Origin of the sequence: Nocardia sp. CA-107356 (genome assembly GCF_050946365.1) — a bacterium.
Taxonomy (GTDB): domain Bacteria; phylum Actinomycetota; class Actinomycetes; order Mycobacteriales; family Mycobacteriaceae; genus Nocardia.
The window spans coordinates 8,668,031-8,684,301 of record NZ_CP191992.1; the positions used below are offsets into that span (position 1 = coordinate 8,668,031).

Annotated in this window: 14 protein-coding genes and 2 riboswitches; of the genes, 5 read left to right on the forward strand and 9 right to left on the reverse strand. The window is 65.3% G+C overall.

Annotated features, from left to right (window positions below):
- Positions 1 to 97: 97 nt before the first annotated feature.
- The 3 genes from add to ACQP1G_RS39125 form a co-directional block, all read right to left on the reverse strand.
- Complete coding sequence (add, locus tag ACQP1G_RS39115; RefSeq protein ID WP_433194712.1) at positions 98 to 1,138, reverse strand: adenosine deaminase; 1,041 nt, start codon at positions 1,136 to 1,138, stop codon at positions 98 to 100.
- 39 nt (positions 1,139 to 1,177) lie between these two features.
- The gene (locus tag ACQP1G_RS39120) at positions 1,178 to 1,579 is read right to left on the reverse strand and encodes a nuclear transport factor 2 family protein (RefSeq protein WP_433194713.1); all 402 of its coding nucleotides are present in this window, start codon (positions 1,577 to 1,579) and stop codon (positions 1,178 to 1,180) included.
- An 84-nt stretch (positions 1,580 to 1,663) separates the two neighbouring features.
- A complete protein-coding gene (locus ACQP1G_RS39125) occupies positions 1,664 to 2,983 on the reverse strand; it encodes an MFS transporter (protein WP_433194714.1) in 1,320 nt (439 codons plus the stop codon).
- Positions 2,984 to 3,140: 157 nt separating this feature from the next.
- Here ACQP1G_RS39125 and ACQP1G_RS39130 point away from each other — a divergent pair, with 157 nt between their 5' ends.
- The 5 genes from ACQP1G_RS39130 (at position 3,141) to ACQP1G_RS39150 (ending at position 7,450) form a co-directional block, all read left to right on the forward strand.
- Positions 3,141 to 4,538, forward strand: a complete 1,398-nt coding sequence (locus tag ACQP1G_RS39130; RefSeq protein ID WP_433194715.1) for a metallophosphoesterase — start codon at positions 3,141 to 3,143, stop codon at positions 4,536 to 4,538.
- Positions 4,539 to 4,785: 247 nt separating this feature from the next.
- Entirely contained in the window at positions 4,786 to 5,412 is a 627-nt protein-coding gene (locus ACQP1G_RS39135) for a hypothetical protein (RefSeq protein ID WP_433194716.1), read from the forward strand.
- A 225-nt stretch (positions 5,413 to 5,637) separates the two neighbouring features.
- Positions 5,638 to 6,696 carry an alpha/beta hydrolase gene (locus tag ACQP1G_RS39140; RefSeq protein ID WP_433194717.1) on the forward strand — a complete coding sequence of 353 codons (1,059 nt, stop codon included), beginning with the start codon at positions 5,638 to 5,640 and terminating at the stop codon, positions 6,694 to 6,696.
- 50 nt (positions 6,697 to 6,746) lie between these two features.
- Positions 6,747 to 6,995 carry a hypothetical protein gene (locus tag ACQP1G_RS39145; RefSeq protein ID WP_433194718.1) on the forward strand — a complete coding sequence of 83 codons (249 nt, stop codon included), beginning with the start codon at positions 6,747 to 6,749 and terminating at the stop codon, positions 6,993 to 6,995.
- Positions 6,992 to 7,450: a PIN domain-containing protein gene (locus ACQP1G_RS39150; protein ID WP_433194719.1), complete on the forward strand. Its 459-nt coding sequence runs from the start codon at positions 6,992 to 6,994 to the stop codon at positions 7,448 to 7,450. Before ACQP1G_RS39145 ends, ACQP1G_RS39150 begins: the two co-directional genes overlap by 4 nt.
- 4 nt (positions 7,451 to 7,454) lie before the next feature.
- Here the strand turns inward: ACQP1G_RS39150 and ACQP1G_RS39155 are convergent, their stop codons facing one another.
- The 6 genes from ACQP1G_RS39155 to ACQP1G_RS39180 form a co-directional block, all read right to left on the reverse strand.
- A complete protein-coding gene (locus ACQP1G_RS39155) occupies positions 7,455 to 8,810 on the reverse strand; it encodes an L-serine ammonia-lyase (protein ID WP_433194720.1) in 1,356 nt (451 codons plus the stop codon).
- Positions 8,807 to 10,096, reverse strand: a complete 1,290-nt coding sequence (glyA, locus tag ACQP1G_RS39160; RefSeq protein ID WP_433194721.1) for a serine hydroxymethyltransferase — start codon at positions 10,094 to 10,096, stop codon at positions 8,807 to 8,809. The genes ACQP1G_RS39155 and glyA overlap by 4 nt, the downstream gene beginning before the upstream one ends.
- A gap of 35 nt (positions 10,097 to 10,131) precedes the next feature.
- Positions 10,132 to 10,226: riboswitch (glycine riboswitch) on the reverse strand.
- Positions 10,227 to 10,318, reverse strand: a riboswitch (glycine riboswitch).
- Positions 10,319 to 10,474: 156 nt separating this feature from the next.
- Entirely contained in the window at positions 10,475 to 11,260 is a 786-nt protein-coding gene (locus ACQP1G_RS39165; RefSeq protein ID WP_433194722.1) for an IclR family transcriptional regulator, read from the reverse strand.
- 13 nt (positions 11,261 to 11,273) lie between these two features.
- The gene (locus ACQP1G_RS39170) at positions 11,274 to 13,118 is read right to left on the reverse strand and encodes a putative nucleotidyltransferase substrate binding domain-containing protein (protein WP_433194723.1); all 1,845 of its coding nucleotides are present in this window, start codon (positions 13,116 to 13,118) and stop codon (positions 11,274 to 11,276) included.
- Positions 13,119 to 13,179: 61 nt separating this feature from the next.
- A complete protein-coding gene (locus tag ACQP1G_RS39175; RefSeq protein WP_433194724.1) occupies positions 13,180 to 14,736 on the reverse strand; it encodes a GMC family oxidoreductase in 1,557 nt (518 codons plus the stop codon).
- Entirely contained in the window at positions 14,729 to 16,258 is a 1,530-nt protein-coding gene (locus ACQP1G_RS39180; protein ID WP_433194725.1) for an APC family permease, read from the reverse strand. Before ACQP1G_RS39180 ends, ACQP1G_RS39175 begins: the two co-directional genes overlap by 8 nt.
- Positions 16,259 to 16,271: the final 13 nt, after the last annotated feature.

Genomic DNA, 16,271 nt, shown 5'->3' on the forward strand with positions numbered 1-16,271 from the left:
CTGTGACGCCACCGCTTGCCGTCAGCAAACAGCCGACCAGTTGGTTCATTAAAGGGGTGTCGACACTCCGGGCGTGTCGCGCCAACTGGTCGATAGGTCAGGCGAATTCGGATCCGCGCGGCGGATGCGCGGCGACGTAGTCGTCGATCTCGCGCAGGAATGCGTCCAACCGTCCAGGAGTGAGCCAGGAGGCGCGGAACGAGTTCTTGGCGAGTTCGACGACGCGGTCGATATCCAGGCCCGCGTGTGCGGCGAGAGCCAGATAGTTGTCGGCCGCGTATGCGCCGAAGTAGGCGGGATCGTCGCTGTTGACGGTGACCGCGAGGCCCCGATCGAGCAGCGCGACGATCTCGGTCGACTTCATCTGTTCGGTGACAAAGGAATTCGAGACCGGACAGCAGGTCAGTCCGATGCCCTTGGCCTTGGCCAACTCGACCAGGCGCTCGTCCTCGACGATATTGGTGCCGTGGTCGATGCGGTCGACGCCGATGTCCTGCAGCGCCTGCCTGATGTGTTCGATGGAGCCGTCCTGATCGATATCGCAATGCATCGTGAGCAGGAAGCCCTCGCGGCGCGCGCGTTCGAAGACGGCCGCGAACTTACTGGGCGGATTGCCGCGTTCATCCGAATCCAGTCCGACGCCGATGATCCAATCCTTGTACGGCAGCGCCTCGAGTAGCGTCGCCATCGCATATTCGGCCGAGTAGTCGCGCAGGAAACACAGGATCAGCTCGGCCGATATGCCGAACTCCCGGCGCGCTCGCACGATCGCCGAGCGATATCCGCTGATCACGGTGCCGAACTCGATGCCGCGCCCGGTATGCGCCTGCGGATCGAAGAACATCTCCACATGCCGAATGCCGTCGGCATGGGCCCGCGTGAGATAGGCGAAGGCCAGATCGTCGAAGTCCCGCGACTGCTGCAGCACCCGCATGGCCGGGTAGTACACCTGCAGAAATGACGTCAGATCGTGAAACTTATAGGTCTGCTTCACCTCCTCGACGGTCTGCTCCGCCAATTCGACCCCGTTGCGCTCGGCCAGCCGGAACTTCAACTCCGGCTCCAGCGTCCCCTCCAGATGCAGATGCAACTCGGCCTTGGGCAGGCCACGAACGAATGCGGCGAGATCCGTTGACATGCAGCCATCATCCCCCTGCGGGGCCGCGATCGCCCTAGATCAGGCCGCGTCGGACAGCGCCTCGTGCCATTGCCAGGTGTCGGTGTACTGGTGCAGAGTGCGCAGCTTGCCATCGGCGATATGCCAGATGTGGGCGAATTCGGCGGTGACCTGCTTGCCGGTCGTACGAGCACTGCCGCGATAGTGACCGGTGACGACGACGCTGTCGTACCGGCCCTCGACCCACTCCTCGGCGAACGGGGCGATCTCGAAGTCACGGAACACCGGCCCCCAGATGCCCATGAGGGCCGCCTCCGGACCATGCGCCCGAGTGACGGTCACACTGGGCATCCCGGGGGCCACCCAGCCTTCGAAGCGCGGATGCAGCGCCGCGAGGATCGCGGCAGCGTCGCCGGATTGGGTTGCTCTGTAGAACTTTTCGACTACGTCTCGATTGCTCATACCTTTATATTAGAGGGATCGTTCTATATCAACCAGAGGGAAAGGTCGGTGATCCGCGGCACAACGCCGAGCGGGCAGGCTGATTCAGCGCGTGGCTTCATCCGTTGGTGGGGTGCGAATTCGGGATCGCAGCGCGAGAACGCCGACTGCCGAGCCGATCATGGCGAGGCCGACGACCCACAGTCCGGCGCGCTGGGTTCCGGTCAGATCCTTCAACGCGCCGGTGACGTACGGCGCGACGAAACCGCTGACATTGCCGATCGAGTTGATCAGGGCAATACCGCCCGCCGCGGCCGCACCGGAGAGAAATGTACTCGGCAGTGCCCAGAAGGTGGGTAGCGCGGCGAGGACACCGACCGCGCATACGGTGACCGCGATCATCGCGGCGAACGGGTTGCCCAGATAGAGCGCCACCGGAATCGCGAGCCCACCGATCAACGCGGGCAGCGCCACATGCCAGGCCCGCTCACCGGTCCGATCACCGTGCCTGCTCCACACCACCATGACGACGGCGCCGATCACATACGGCACGGCGTTGATGAGCCCGCGCTGCACCACCGAATAGTGCGTGCCGTACTGCTCTTGGAATCCGTTGATGATGGTGGGCAGGAAGAATCCGAGCGCGTACAGGCCGTAGACAATGCCGCCATAGATGAGGGCCAGGCCGAGCACGCGGGGATGGGTGAGCGCTTGGCGGACTGTCCAGTGTTCGACCCGCGCCGCGTATTCGGCGTCGAGTTCCGCTGTCAGCCACTGTTTTTCGACCGCTGTCAACCACTTCGCCTGTCCGGGACGGTCGGTGAGGAAGAACCAGGTGACAACCGCGAGCACGATCGCGGGCAGTCCCTCGACCAGGAACATGAATCGCCAACCGCTGAGCCCGAAAACACCGTTGCCGTACTGGATGATCAGGCTCGATACCGTCGAACCCAATGCGGTCGAAATCGGCACCGCCATCATGAACAGCGCGACGATCTTCGCGCGCTGGGTCTGTGGAAACCAGTACGTGAGGTACAGCAGGATGCCGGGAAAGAATCCGGCCTCGACCACGCCGAGAGTGAATCGCAGGATATAGAGCCAGGTGTCATCGGGCACGAACGCCATGGCGGTGGCGACCACACCCCAGCTCACCATGATCCTGGCGATCCAGCGCCGCGCGCCGAACCGGTGCAGCGCCAGATTGCTCGGCACTTCGAGTACGAGATAGCCGATGAAGAAGATGCCCGAGGCGAATCCGAACGCCGTCTCGGTCAGCCCGAGATCTGTTTTCATTCCGCTGGGTCCGGCGAACCCGATATTGACCCGATCCAGGTAGTTGATGAAATACAACAGCCCGAGAAACGGCACCAATCGAATCGTGACCTTGCGCAACGTCGCGCGGGACACCTCGGTCGTTCCACCCATCCGCGCACTCTCGACCCGGATCCGCCTCGGAGTCAAATTCCCATACCCGGCGGTGCCGCTCGAATGTTCGATACCGGAAGCCGACCCGTCATATGCGCGGACCCGAGCGTTCAACCGGCAACCGTACCGTTGGCGCCAGAGGCGAACGGAGATCCCCATGCTCGACCCGCGACTTCGAACCCTGTGGCTGGCGAATGTGGCCGCTGGCGCGGCGGCGGTAACCGTGCGGACCCCGCTCTACGCTCGTCCGAGAGCCACCGATTCCGTCCGTGTGCACCGGGATTCGATGGTGGCCACCGACCTCGAGGTGGTCACGGTGAGCGATCGCTCGGCGATCCTGACCTGGACCACGCGCGCCCGCGACCGCTCTGGTCGCGCCCGCCCGGTTCCCGCCGATACCGAGGTACGGATCGCGCCGGTCGACGGCCGGTTGTCGGCGCGGCCAACCTATCTGGACTCCCGGCCGACCGCCTACCACTACGCGGAGCTCGACGGTCTCGAGCCCGGCCGCACCTACCGGTTCGAGGCATATTCCGACGGCCGCCGTGCCGTCCCCGCCCGCACCCTGGTGACCCGCCGCGCGGGAACACCCGAATCCACCGGCACGTTCACCACCGCCACCCCACCGCCGGGACGACTGCTGCACACCATCGCACTCGCCAATGATGTGCACTATGGGGAACACAGCAGCGGCCTGATCCTGGCCGGGCTGCCCACCGGTCTGCGCCACGAGACCGAGCACTATCCGGAGTTCATGCTGACGGCGCTGCTCGATGATCTGCGCCGACCGGACCGCGCGGCCGATCAACTGATCGTCGCGGGCGATCTCACCGATACCGGCACCCTCGAACAGTGCCTCGGCGTGCGCAAGCTGCTCGACGAATGGGGTGTCCTCGGCCGCGACTACTTCGTCTGCCGGGGTAACCACGATAAGCCCGATGAACACCGAATCGACCACTGGGGCACGGTATTTCACGCCCGCCAGCACCTGGTCGACCATCGGGTGGGCGAACTGCGGATGATCGGCCTGGACACCACCCGCCTGCGCGGATCCGGGGGCACCATCGTGGCACCGCAATTGGCGCGTCTGCGCGAACTGCTGTCGGCCGACCCCGACCGGCCCACCCTGGTCTTCGGCCACCATCCCGTGACTTCCCATGCGGCGGTGAGCAATCCGGGTGGTCCGGGTTTCGTCCTCGACCGCACGAATGCCGCCGCCCTGCACGCGCTCTATCGCGATACGCCGGGCGTATTCCTGCACCACTGCGGGCATACCCACCGCAACCGTCGCAACCGTCCCGACTCCGGTGTCGATGTCGAATTCCTGGAAGTCGCGGCCGCCAAGGAATATCCGGGCGGCTACACCCTGCTGCGCCTCTACGAGGGCGGCTACACGATCAACTTCTACAAGACCCGCACCGAGCCCGCCCGCCGCTGGAGCACCCGCACCCGCCGTCAATACCTCGGCCTGCACCCCGATCACGCCCTCGGCAGCTGCGCCGACCGCAACCACGTCGTACTCCGCGATTTCTCCGGACTGCGGACCGGCCGATAGCCACAGTTGCTGGCCGTTCGAACCAGCGCCGGGCGCTTCCCGTTCGGCCGGGCACCGATCGACGCGGCGTCCGTACCACCGCAGACCCTGACACAACCAGCGCGATCGCCAAGACCTCATCGCGGCCCGGACCTCCGCAGCGATATGTGAGGTGGCAAACACCGTGAACCACTCGTCGCGGCGGATCGTAGTACGGGGGACGAGATGCGGTGTGCACCTCGTCGAACAGCGACGGAGGATCCGGAATATGAATTCAGCCAAACGATTCCAGCGTGCGGCCGTGCCGGTCGCGGCGGCAACGGTCGTTCTCGCGGGTCTGCTGAGCGCGTGTGGTGGCGATAAGGAGGGCGTGCCGGTAGCGCAGGTTTCCTCGACCGCAGCTGTCGCGGCGCAGGCGTCGACCACGACTGCCGCGGCGTCCCCCGCACTGGGACAGGCTCCCGCAGTAGCGAAAACGCAGGGCTGGCTGAAGATCTACGCCGGTGTGGCCCCGGCCGGGACCGCGAACGCGGTGCAGCTCCAGGTGACGAGCAACCCGAGTGTCGGACAATATGTTTCCGACGGGTCGGGCCGATCGCTGTACCGATTCGACAAGGACACCGCGAAACCACCGGTATCCAACTGCTCCGGTCAATGCGCCGTAACCTGGCCGCCGCTGACCGTGGCCCGCGATCAAGCGCTCTACGCCTCGGGCGTCGACCCCCAACTCGTCGGGTTCATCGAACGTGCCGACGGCGCATGCCAAATCACCATCGCTGGCTGGCCGGTGTACTACTTCTCGAAGGACACCAAGCCGGGCGACCTCCTCGGCCAGGGCGTCGGGGGGACCTGGTTCGCGGTGGCTCCGAACGGCGGCAAGGCGCTGAGCAAGTAGTCCCATTCGGATCCTTCGGGTGGGTTGTCGAAATGCCACCCACCCGTATGCCAGCGACGGCTGGACCAGCATCACCCAACGACATCCAGTGCAGCACCGGGCCGAACGCGATCACCGCTACCTTTGGACATCGAAGTTCTGGGTACGGTGATCGCGGTATCGCAGGAACTGTCGCAGACGAGCGCGAGATTTCGGTAGCGCCGATCCGGGAGAGGTTGAGAGCTGATGGGTTTTGGTGGTCTTCGATCGGTTTCGGTGCTCGCCGCCATGGTGATCGGAAGTGGGGCCGTCCTGGCCGGAGCTCGTTCGAATGCGGCACCGGACCCGATCATCGCCAGCGGTTCGATATCGGAATCGGCGACCACCGAAGATGGGTCGAGGATTACCGGGGTCGACGTTCACGATGATCGTCATCTCACATTGACGGTGTATTCGGGGGCGATGGGGCGGGAGTTCTCGGTACAGGTGCAGCGGCCTGTGGATACCGGCGCGGCGCGGCCGACGGTGTATCTGTTGGCCGGGGTGGATGGTGGGACCGATGGTGCGACGTGGGGTTCGAAGACCGATGTCATGCGGTTTTTCGGGGATAAGAACGTCAATGTGGTGCAGCCGATCGGTGGGGCCTACAGCTACTACGCCGACTGGCGCGCGGCGGATCCGGTGTTGGGGGTCAACAAGTGGCAGACGTATTTGACTCGAGAATTGCCGCCGCTGATCGATGCCGCGCTGGGGACCAATGGGCGCAATGCCATTGCGGGGATCTCCACATCCGGCACTTCGGTACTGTCGCTGGCGATTTCGAGTCCGGGCCTGTACACCTCCGTTGGCGCGTTCAGTGGGTGCGCGCAGATCAGCGATCCGGTCGGGCAGGCGTTCGTCGAATTCTCGGTGCGGAAGGGGCATGGCGATCCGGTGAATATGTATGGGCCGCCGCAGGATCCGATGTGGGCGGCCAATGATCCGTATGTGAATGCCGAGGGGTTGCGCGGGGTGAATTTGTACCTGTCGGCGGGCAGCGGATTACCGGGGCCGTACGACAATCCGACCGATCCGCATACCCAGAGCCTTGCGGAGGGTGGGCTCGGGCTGCAGATGACCATGGGCGGCGCCATCGAAGGGGCGACGGCCTGGTGCACACGCAACCTGCGGGGCAAGCTGAATCAACTCGGCATTCCCGCCACCTACGATCTCGACCCCGCCGGCACCCACTCGTGGGGCTATTGGGAACGCGCACTGAAGGATTCGTGGCCGGTGCTCAGCAATGGGCTGGGCGGTATCTCCTGACTCGCTGATCGGGCGCCACTCACGTCTGGCATATATGACACAATACTCATATGGCACTCAAACGTACGATGGTCTACGCCGAAGCGAGCGATCTGGCCGCCATCAAGGAGGCGGCGGCACTCAGCAACGTGAGCGAGGCCGAGATCATCCGCAATGCAATCCATCTAGCGGCACTCCGGGTGCAGCGTCGATCGGAGCCGCTGCGGCTGAGACGTTTCGCAAGCGGCGATCCCGCGCTGGCCGACCGCGTTGACGACTACCTCGCCGACGACTTCGGCCGCGACACGGAACGTCCATGACGCTTGGCATCGACGGTCCTGGAATTGTTGTTGCCGACACTTCCGGTCTGATCGCCGCGTTCGATACCTCATCACCAGACAGTGACGGCGCCTTTCTCGTGCTCGAAACGGCAGGTTTGGTCGTGCTCTCGCCCCTCGCGCTCGCCGAGCTCGACCACGTCGCCCGTCGGGCCATCGGACGACAGGTCGCCATCGACATGATCGAGGACCTCACGGCACAAACGCGCACCAAACACTTTGAGATCGCGACGGTGACGCCCGACGTCCTCGACCAAGCGAACGCCGTCCGCAGGCTCTATCCGGCCTTGCGCCTCGACCTCGCCGACGCCGTCATCGTTGCCTTGGCTGCCGACTACGAAACCAATGCGGTCCTGACCCTCGACCGACACGACTTTCGAGCCTTGACGCCCCTCACCCAGCACAAGACCTTTCGCGTACTGCCCGACGATCTCTGAGGCTTCAGCATTCGACGACGGCGACCGCTAGGCCGCCCTGGGAGGTCTCCTTGTACTTGTCGAGCATGTCGGCGCCGGTTGCACGCATGGTTCGGATGGCCTGGTCGAGGGAGACGTGGTGGATGCCGTCGCCGCGGACGGCCATTCGGGCGGCGGTGATGGCCTTGACGGCGGCGACGCCGTTGCGTTCGATGCAGGGTATCTGGACGAGGCCGCCGATCGGGTCGCAGGTCAGGCCGAGGTTGTGTTCGATGCCTATTTCGGCGGCGTTCTCGATCTGGGCCGGGGTGCCGCCGAGTACCGCGGCGAGTCCGGCGGCGGCCATGGCGCAGGCCGCGCCGACCTCGCCTTGGCAGCCGACTTCGGCGCCGGAGATGGAGGCGTTCTCCTTGATCAGTTGGCCGATCGCCCCTGCGGTCAGCAGGAATTCGACGACTGCGTCCGCACTGTCGGTGATGAACCGCTGAATGTAGTGCAGCACAGCGGGAATGATGCCCGCCGCGCCGTTGGTCGGAGCGGTGACGACGCGTCCGCCGGCCGCGTTCTCCTCGTTGACGGCCATCGCGAACAAGGTGACCCATTCCATCGCACGCAGCGGATCTGTTTCATCGGCTTCGAATGTCAGGCGATCGTGCAGTGTCGCCGCCCGCCGCCGCACACTGAGCGCGCCGGGCAGGACACCGCGGGTGCTCATGCCACGTCGGACGCAGTCCTGCATGACCGCCCAGATATCGAGCAGGTCCGCCCGGATGTTATCCGCACTGCGCCAGGACATTTCGTTCGCCAGCACAACGGCGCTGATCGGCTGGTCCGCCGCGAGAGCGAGTAGGTCACGCCCCGAGCGGAATGGGTGCGGCACCGCCACGACCTCGGCCGATCTAGCAATTTCGTCCTCATCGAGTACGAAACCGCCTCCGACGGAATAGAACTGGCGTTCACCGAGCACACATCCGACATCGTCGAGAGCTCGAAACAGCATGCCATTGCTATGGAAGGCGAGTTTGGTGCGCCCGAGGAGTTCGATGTCCTCCTCGACGACGAAGCCGATCGGGTGCACGCCGCCCAGGTGCAGCATTCCGGTGGTGCGCACCTCGGATGCGGTGCGCGCCACCACCTTCGGCTCGACCTCCTCGGGTCGTTCCCCCGACAATCCGGCGACGACCGCCTCGATACTGCCGTGCCCGCGCCCGGTCGCGCCGAGCGATCCATACAGCTGCACTCCCACGGCAGCGGTATTGTGCAGCACCCCATCGGATTTCAGCCGGTCGACGAACCGGGCCGCCGCCCGCATCGGCCCCACTGTATGCGAACTCGACGGCCCGATGCCGACCCGGAACAGTTCGAAGATGCTGACCGTCATGCTGTACCGCGCAGACCCGGGTACAGCGGGAACCGACGCACCAGCGCATCGACGCGCTCGGTCGACTCGGCGACGGACTGCCCCCGCAGCAGCGCGACCGCGATGATATCGGCGACCTCGGTGAACGCTTCGATATCGAACCCGCGGGTGGCCAGCGCTGGTGTGCCGATCCGTAGTCCCGAGCTGACCATCGGCGGGCGCGGATCGAAGGGAACGGCATTGCGGTTCACGGTGATTCCGATGTCGTGCAGCAGATCCTCGCCCTGCTGCCCGTCGAGTTCGGAATCGCGCAGATCGACGAGCGCCAGGTGCACATCGGTACCGCCGCTGACGACATTGATGCCTGCCGCCTGGCAGTCCGCGGCGAGCAACCGTTCGGCGAGCAGGCGCGCACCGGCGAGGGTGCGCTGTTGACGTTCCCGAAACGCCGGTTCGCTCGCCATTTTGAACGCGACGGCCTTGGCCGCGATCACATGCTCGAGCGGTCCGCCCTGCTGTCCGGGGAAGACCGCCGAACCCAGCTTCTTGGCCAATTCCTCGACCGCGAGAATGAATCCACCACGCGGTCCGCCGAGCGTCTTGTGGGTGGTCGAGGTGACGATATGCGCGTGCGGCACCGGCGAGGGATGCAGTCCGGCCGCGACCAGACCGGCGAAGTGCGCCATATCCACCATCAGATACGCGCCGACTTCGTCTGCGATGCGGCGGAATTCGGCGAAATCGAGGTGGCGCGGGTAGGCGGACCACCCCGCCACGATCAGCTTCGGCCGGTGCTCGTGGGCGAGCCTGCGTACCTCGTCCATATCGATGAGATGGTCCTCGGCCCGAACATGATAGGCCGCGACGTCATAGAGCCGCCCGGAGAAGTTGATCTTCATCCCGTGTGTGAGATGACCGCCGTGATCCAGCGCCAGCCCGAGGATGCCGTCACCGGGCCGCAGCACCGCGTGCATCGCCGCCGCATTCGCCTGCGCCCCCGAATGCGGTTGCACATTCACGTATTCGGCGCCGAAGAGCCCGCGCAGTCGCTCGATCGCCAGCGACTCGATCTGGTCGATATGCTCGCACCCGCCGTAGTAGCGACGCCCCGGATACCCTTCGGCGTACTTATTGGTCAGCACCGAGCCCTGTGCCTGCATCACCGCCAGCGGCGCGTAGTTCTCCGACGCGATCATCTCCAGTCCGCGCTGCTGACGGTCGACCTCCCGGTCCACCAATTCGGCTACGAGCGGATCGAATTCGCGCAGTGCGGCATCGAGTTCGATTCGGACAGCGGAGTCGGCCATGAGGAGCCTTTCGTCGACGCATGCGCGTAGGTGGCTCCTCCCGCTCTGTCCAATGGCCTGAGAGATTCACGCACCCGGTCGGTGCGTTTGCCCCGTCGGCGAGTGCGCGTGCACTGCTTTCCAGAGTTGCCTGAGCGCAGCGGTACTGGGCCTGAGAGATTCCCGGGAGGTGTTGCTCCTTCGGCTTCCACACACTGCGTGGAGATCTCCCGCTGCACGTCGAACGGCGGATATTCAGTTTCGCGAGAAGCAACAAGTTGCGTAAACCGCAACACGAAGCTCTATACGCAACTCAGTATTGGGCCATCCCCACCCGGTGTCAACACGAGGAGGGCAACCGAGATCGGATAGCTTTCGATCCCACCCGGCGTGGGGCGGTCAGCCCAGGTAACCGAGGCGGCGGCTGATATCGGCGGCGCTGGTGATGGTCAGTTGGGCGACGTCGGCGAAGCGGTCCGGACTCAGGCGGTAGGCGGGGCCCGAAACGCTCAGTGCAGCTACCACGGCACCGGTGCTGTCGTAGACCGGCGCGGCGACGGCGTTCAGGCCGATCTCCAGTTCCTCGCGTACATCGGCCCAACCGTTCTCACGCACGGCGACGAGTTGCACGGCGAGGTCGGCGACCTTGGTCAGCGTATTGCCGGTGAATGCCTCGAGTTTGGCGCCGACGCGCTTGCGCATCTCCCCCGGCTCCAGATCCGCGAGCAGTACCTTGCCGCTGGAGGTGGCGTGCGCCGGACAACTCTGACCGACCCAGGACCGCAACGCGATCGAACCCGGCCCGTGCGCCTCGGCGATATTGATGATCCGATTACCGTCCAGCACAGCGAGATTGGTCGTCTCACCCGCCTCGATCGCCAGCGCATTGCAGGCGCTCTGACTCTGCCCGACGAGATCGACCTGGGCACTGGTGGATCCGGCGAGCCGAACGATCGAGAAGCCGAGCCGGTACTTGCCGCGCTCGGACAGTTGCTCGACGTATCCCCGCGATTCCAGCACGGCGATCAACCGTGAAACGGTAGATTTGTGGACACCGAGTTCGGCGGCGATCTCCGTGACGCCCGCCTGCCCGAGCTTGGCGATGATCTCCATGACCAGCAGCGCTCGGTCGACGGACTGCACCGCAGCCGTCCGCCCGTTGTCCTCGACACCTTGTTTCGCCATGACAATCGCCATTCTAGGTGGTTGTGGCTCCCATGCTGCCGACCCGTCGCTGCACCGCCGCGATTTCGCGCAGGGCGTCGTTGAGCAGGCTCCGATTCAACGGCGAGAGTTCCGACATCATGACAATATCGCCGGGACTGTGCCCCGCCGACAGCTGCTCGACCTGATGCACCATCCGCAGGCGCTGCAACATGACGAAGACCTCGGTCAGCATGGTGACATCCCGATCGGTGAGCGCACCCGCACTCGCCGCCGCCGCCAATCGCACCGGGGTGGACGCCGAGGTCACGCCCGCCGCCAGCCCACCCCAGCGCGCCAGGTTGACGATCGGCGCCAGCGCATGGTTCTTCAGGTCGAAGGTGCCGCCGCGCCGGGACAGCACATCGCGCAGCGACCGAGTCCGCACCCGGCCCGATAGCGCGTCCAGCAGTTGCAGCCGCAGCGCATTCGGGTGTTCGGCCCGCATCCGCCCGAACGCCGCTGGCACGGTATGCAGCGCGGCATCGCCCCACACCACCCGCCCGTCGATGAGCAGCGACGACAGGATCAGCCCCCGATCCTGCAGCGGATCGTCGAGCCAGCCTTCGGCCGCCCGCGCCCATTCGGTGCGCGACCGGGCGAACTTCGGTTTCGCGGCGATCGCCCCATTGCTGTCCGCGGGCAGCCCGCAGGCATCGAGAATCGCGTGCACGCGTGCCGCGACTGCACGCAATTGCCCACTCGCCGAAGTCAATTCGTCGGACCACGAGAGCGCACTGTCGACATCCGATGACGGCATGGCCTCCCGGCGCGCGACGCTGCCGAGGATCAGCCAGGCGAATCCGTCACCGGGTGCGTCCGCGAACTCGGCCGATGCCAGCTCGAGCGCCTTGCGGACCACCGAGTCGATGACGACCGAGAGGATCCCGCTGGTCGCCGACGCCTTGGTGCCATTGCGGAACAGGTCGACGACCGTCGCTGTGATCTCGCGCGCGGCCCGCTGCAACTGGACCGCATCCGTGGCGGCCCCGATCGAGCGACGCAACACGAAACTCTGGCGCGCCGATGCCGCGAGCAGGTCCGCGTCCTCGAGCACGCCGAGCACCTCGCCCCGTCGCGAGAGCACCGGCATATGCCGCAGCCCGCATTCGAGCATCTCCATGAGCACGGTCTCGGCGGTCAGATCCGCGGTGACCCGGCGGGCCGGTGCGCTCATCACCCGGGAGATCGGCACGTCGACCGGAAGTCCGGCGGCCACTACCCTCGTGCGCAGATCGCGATCGGTGAAGATGCCGAGTTCGCCGTCCGGCAACCGGATCAGCACGGCGGAGACGCGCGCCTGGGTCATCCGGACGACGGCTTCCCGCACTCCGGTGTCCGGTGTCACGAAAACCGCTGTGCCGGACATGAGTTCACCGACCGGGCGGTTACCCAGCACGGATGCCACCGGGGTCCGATTGCCCGATACCGTTTTCCACGCCGACGAGGCCAGGAAGGCAAGTCCATCCGGTTGGGCGAACCGCTCCCGGACCAGCACACCGGGCAGTCGGATCAGCACACTGGGTTCGGTTGCCCGCGCGACGAATTCGGCACTGCCTCCGGTCAGCAGCGGCACATAACCGAAGATGCCGCCGGGCTCGACGGTATCGATGGTCGCGCCACCGTCGTCGCCCCCGCCAGCGTCCGCCGCCGCGACGATCGAGCCCGAGCGCCGCTGACTCGTGGGGTCGGCTCCGGTGCCCTGTAGCGTGACGGCACCCGTCCACAGCATCCAGATGTCATCGGGCACCTGCGTCGAGTAGTCGGCGATCACCTCGCCGACGGCGAACTCGTGCAACGACGAAGCCGCCGCGAGCTTGTCCAGCTCGGGCGGCGTCATCGATTGGAACGGCGCGTGGTCACCCAGAAACGCCGCTAGCTCGCCTTCCGGCACCCCTGACTCAGGTTTCCCTGATCAGGTCCGCGCACTTCTCTGCCATGGCCATGACAGTAATGTTGGGATTCACGGCGGGCAATTTCGGCATCGCCGAAGCGTCGACTACCCGCAATCGGGAGACGCCCTTGACCCGGAGCTCCGGATCGAGCACCGCCATCGGATCGTCGGACGCACCCATCCGCGCGGTTGCCGCCGGGTGGTAGACGGTGTTGTGGGTGGCGCGAATGTAGTCCAGCAGCTCATCGTCGGTGACCGCCTCCGGACCCGGCGCGAGTTCCCTCGCGATCCACTCCCGCAACGGTGGCTGCGCGGCGATCTCGCGTGCCAACCGGACGCCGGCGAGCATGGTGCGTTCGTCGTGGCCGTCCGGATCGGTGAAGTACCGCGGGTCGACCTTCGGCCGGTCGCGGAAGTCGCGGGTGCGCAATCGGACCGTGCCGCGCGAACGCCCCTGGGTGACATTGGGTGTCAGACAGAAGCCGTTATCGGTGGTCGGGTAGCCGCGCCGCAGCGTGTTCATATCGAACGGCACGCTGCCGTAATGCATCATGATGTCGGGCACGCGAAGCGATTCGTCGGAGGTGGCGAATACCCCGATCTCCCACCACTGGGTGGACGTGCCGATCATAGGTTGCGCGGCTTCCCAGAACACCAGACCTTCGACGTGGTCGTCCAGATTCGAGCCGACACCCGGCGCGTCGACCCGCACCGGCACCCCGATTTCCCGCAGGTGGTCGGCGGGCCCGATTCCGGACAGCAGCAATAGCTTCGGCGTATCGATCGCTCCGGCGGTCACGATGACCTCGCGCCGTGCGGAGACGGTGTCGTAGCCGGTGAGATCGGGCCGCTGATAGCGCACACCCGTTGCGTTGCGCGCCTCGTCGAACAGGATCTCACTGACCCAACATCCCGTGTGCACCACAAGATTGGGACGCGAACCGAGGATCGGATGCAGATAGGCGTGCGACGACGACATCCGCGTCCCGTCCTCGCTCGCATTGATCTGGAACCATCCGGCCCCGTTGCGCACCGTTGTGCCACGGTTGAATTCGACGGTCGGCAGTCCGGCCAGTGCCGCGGCCTCGAGCACCGCGACACCGCACGGATCGTTCGGCGGGATATCCCGCAGCCGCACCGGTCCGCTGCGACCGTGCTGCTCCCCTGGCGCGTGATTGTTCTCCAACCGCGCCACATAGGGCAGCACCTCCGCCGCACCCCAGCCCTTGGCGCCCATCGCCGCCCACTCGTCCAGCCCCTCGGCGGGCGGCCAGAACGCGATACACGAATTGTGCGAGGAACACCCACCGAGCACCTTCGCCCTGGCATGGCGCAGATAGCTGTTGCCGCGTTCCTGCGGCTCGACCGGATAGTCCCAGTCGTAGCCGGAGTCGAGCAGGTGCATCCACTGCGCTAGTTCGAGGATATTGCGATCGCCGACGTCGGAGGGCCCCGCCTCCACCAAACATACTGTCACATTCGGGTTTTCGCTGAGCCGCGCGGCGAGTACGCATCCGGCCGTCCCGCCGCCCGCGATCACGTAGTCGAAGACCGTGTCAGACATCGGAAGGTACCTCTGCCGCATGCGAGGCCAATGTCCCGATTCTGTTGCGGCCCCTGACCAGGTACCACAGCAGCCCGGCCCCGAGGATCGCGCCGATGTAGACGAATGCGCCCCAGGTGTTGTACCAAGGGTCGCCGTAGACGGCCTCGCGCGGCCAGGCCAGGTTCAATGCCATCGCGATACCCCACACCACGGCAACGATATTCACGACGATCCCCCACCGACCCATCGAGAAGTAGCCACCGGCCTGCAGATCCTTCGGCGGCCACTGCCCCTGGAACCGCTTCTTCAGCATCGGACCGGTCACCATGAGGTAGGCCAGGTAGATCATGATGATCGCGATCGAGGTCAGCACGGTGAAGATCTTCGGCTGACCGACATTGATCACCAGGATGAGCGCCGAGAGCACACCGATCAGCACCGCCGGAATCACCGGGGTCTGGGTCTTCGGATGCACCCGGGCGAGCTTGTCGCCGAACGGCAGCGCGTTATCGCGGGCCATGGCGAAGGCCAGCCGGATGGCGGCGGTGTGCACCGCCAGCGAACAGACCGTCACCGCGATCACGATGCAACACAGGAAGATCGTGCCGAGCGGACCCCACATCACCTGTTCGACAATGTATTGCAGACCACCGCTGGAGCTGCCGATCTGCGGATCGTCGAGATCGGGCGCCGCCATTACCGCGAAAACCAGGATGGCCCCGCCGATGACGAACGACGCGAGTACGGCACGCAGGATCGCCTTGGGCGCGGTGCGCCGCGGCTCCACCGTTTCCTCACCCAGTGAGCTCGCCGTATCGAAGCCGTACATCACATAGCCGGAGGCGAGGGTGGCCACCAGGAACGCGCTGAGGTAACCACCGGACTCGGCCGCACCATAGCCGTGGGTCGAGAAGAACACCTGCGGACCGCGAGTCCAGTTGGCCGCCAGGATGATCGCGATCAGTACCGCGGCGATCAGTTCGATGAACACGCCGGCGCTGTTGATCATCGCCATCAGACGCACACCGAAAGCGTTGACGACCGTGGTGAATACGATCATCACGGTGCCGAGCACGACCGCATTGGTCGCGTAGTCGTATTGACCTGTCCCGTCACCGATGAACTGGAATCCGCTCCACAGCCGCGGCAGATTCAGTTGTAGCGCGAGCACTACCGCCGACAGCGTCACGATCGAGGCGGTCAACATCAGCCACCCCGAGGACCAGCCGACGATCCGGCTGCCGAGCGCCTTGGACCAGTTGTACACCGACCCGGCGACCGGATACTTCGCGGCTAGCTCCATGAAACACAGGGCGACCGCCAGCTGACCGACGAAAACCAAAGGCCACGACCAGAGATAGGCCGGACCCGCGGTCCCGAAGCCGAAATAGAAGAGTTGGAACGTACCGGTGAGAATCGAGATATAGCTGACACCGGCCGCGAAGCTGGCGAACTTGCCGATACTTCGGTCCAGGGATTCCTTATAGCCGAAATCCTCCATACCGTTGTCATCGGACACATTGTGTTCCTTGACCACCATTGCTACCGTGCCT

Excerpts from the sequence above, each read along its gene's own strand:
- add (WP_433194712.1), bottom strand. The coding sequence starts at position 1,138 with ATGTCAACGGATCTCGCCGCATTCGTTCGTGGCCTGCCCAAGGCCGAG.
- ACQP1G_RS39120 (WP_433194713.1), bottom strand. The coding sequence starts at position 1,579 with ATGAGCAATCGAGACGTAGTCGAAAAGTTCTACAGAGCAACCCAATCC.
- ACQP1G_RS39125 (WP_433194714.1), bottom strand. The coding sequence starts at position 2,983 with ATGGGTGGAACGACCGAGGTGTCCCGCGCGACGTTGCGCAAGGTCACG.
- ACQP1G_RS39130 (WP_433194715.1), top strand. The coding sequence starts at position 3,141 with ATGCTCGACCCGCGACTTCGAACCCTGTGGCTGGCGAATGTGGCCGCT.
- ACQP1G_RS39135 (WP_433194716.1), top strand. The coding sequence starts at position 4,786 with ATGAATTCAGCCAAACGATTCCAGCGTGCGGCCGTGCCGGTCGCGGCG.
- ACQP1G_RS39140 (WP_433194717.1), top strand. The coding sequence starts at position 5,638 with ATGGGTTTTGGTGGTCTTCGATCGGTTTCGGTGCTCGCCGCCATGGTG.
- ACQP1G_RS39145 (WP_433194718.1), top strand. The coding sequence starts at position 6,747 with ATGGCACTCAAACGTACGATGGTCTACGCCGAAGCGAGCGATCTGGCC.
- ACQP1G_RS39150 (WP_433194719.1), top strand. The coding sequence starts at position 6,992 with ATGACGCTTGGCATCGACGGTCCTGGAATTGTTGTTGCCGACACTTCC.
- ACQP1G_RS39155 (WP_433194720.1), bottom strand. The coding sequence starts at position 8,810 with ATGACGGTCAGCATCTTCGAACTGTTCCGGGTCGGCATCGGGCCGTCG.
- glyA (WP_433194721.1), bottom strand. The coding sequence starts at position 10,096 with ATGGCCGACTCCGCTGTCCGAATCGAACTCGATGCCGCACTGCGCGAA.
- ACQP1G_RS39165 (WP_433194722.1), bottom strand. The coding sequence starts at position 11,260 with ATGGCGAAACAAGGTGTCGAGGACAACGGGCGGACGGCTGCGGTGCAG.
- ACQP1G_RS39170 (WP_433194723.1), bottom strand. The coding sequence starts at position 13,118 with ATGACGCCGCCCGAGCTGGACAAGCTCGCGGCGGCTTCGTCGTTGCAC.
- ACQP1G_RS39175 (WP_433194724.1), bottom strand. The coding sequence starts at position 14,736 with ATGTCTGACACGGTCTTCGACTACGTGATCGCGGGCGGCGGGACGGCC.
- ACQP1G_RS39180 (WP_433194725.1), bottom strand. The coding sequence starts at position 16,258 with ATGGTGGTCAAGGAACACAATGTGTCCGATGACAACGGTATGGAGGAT.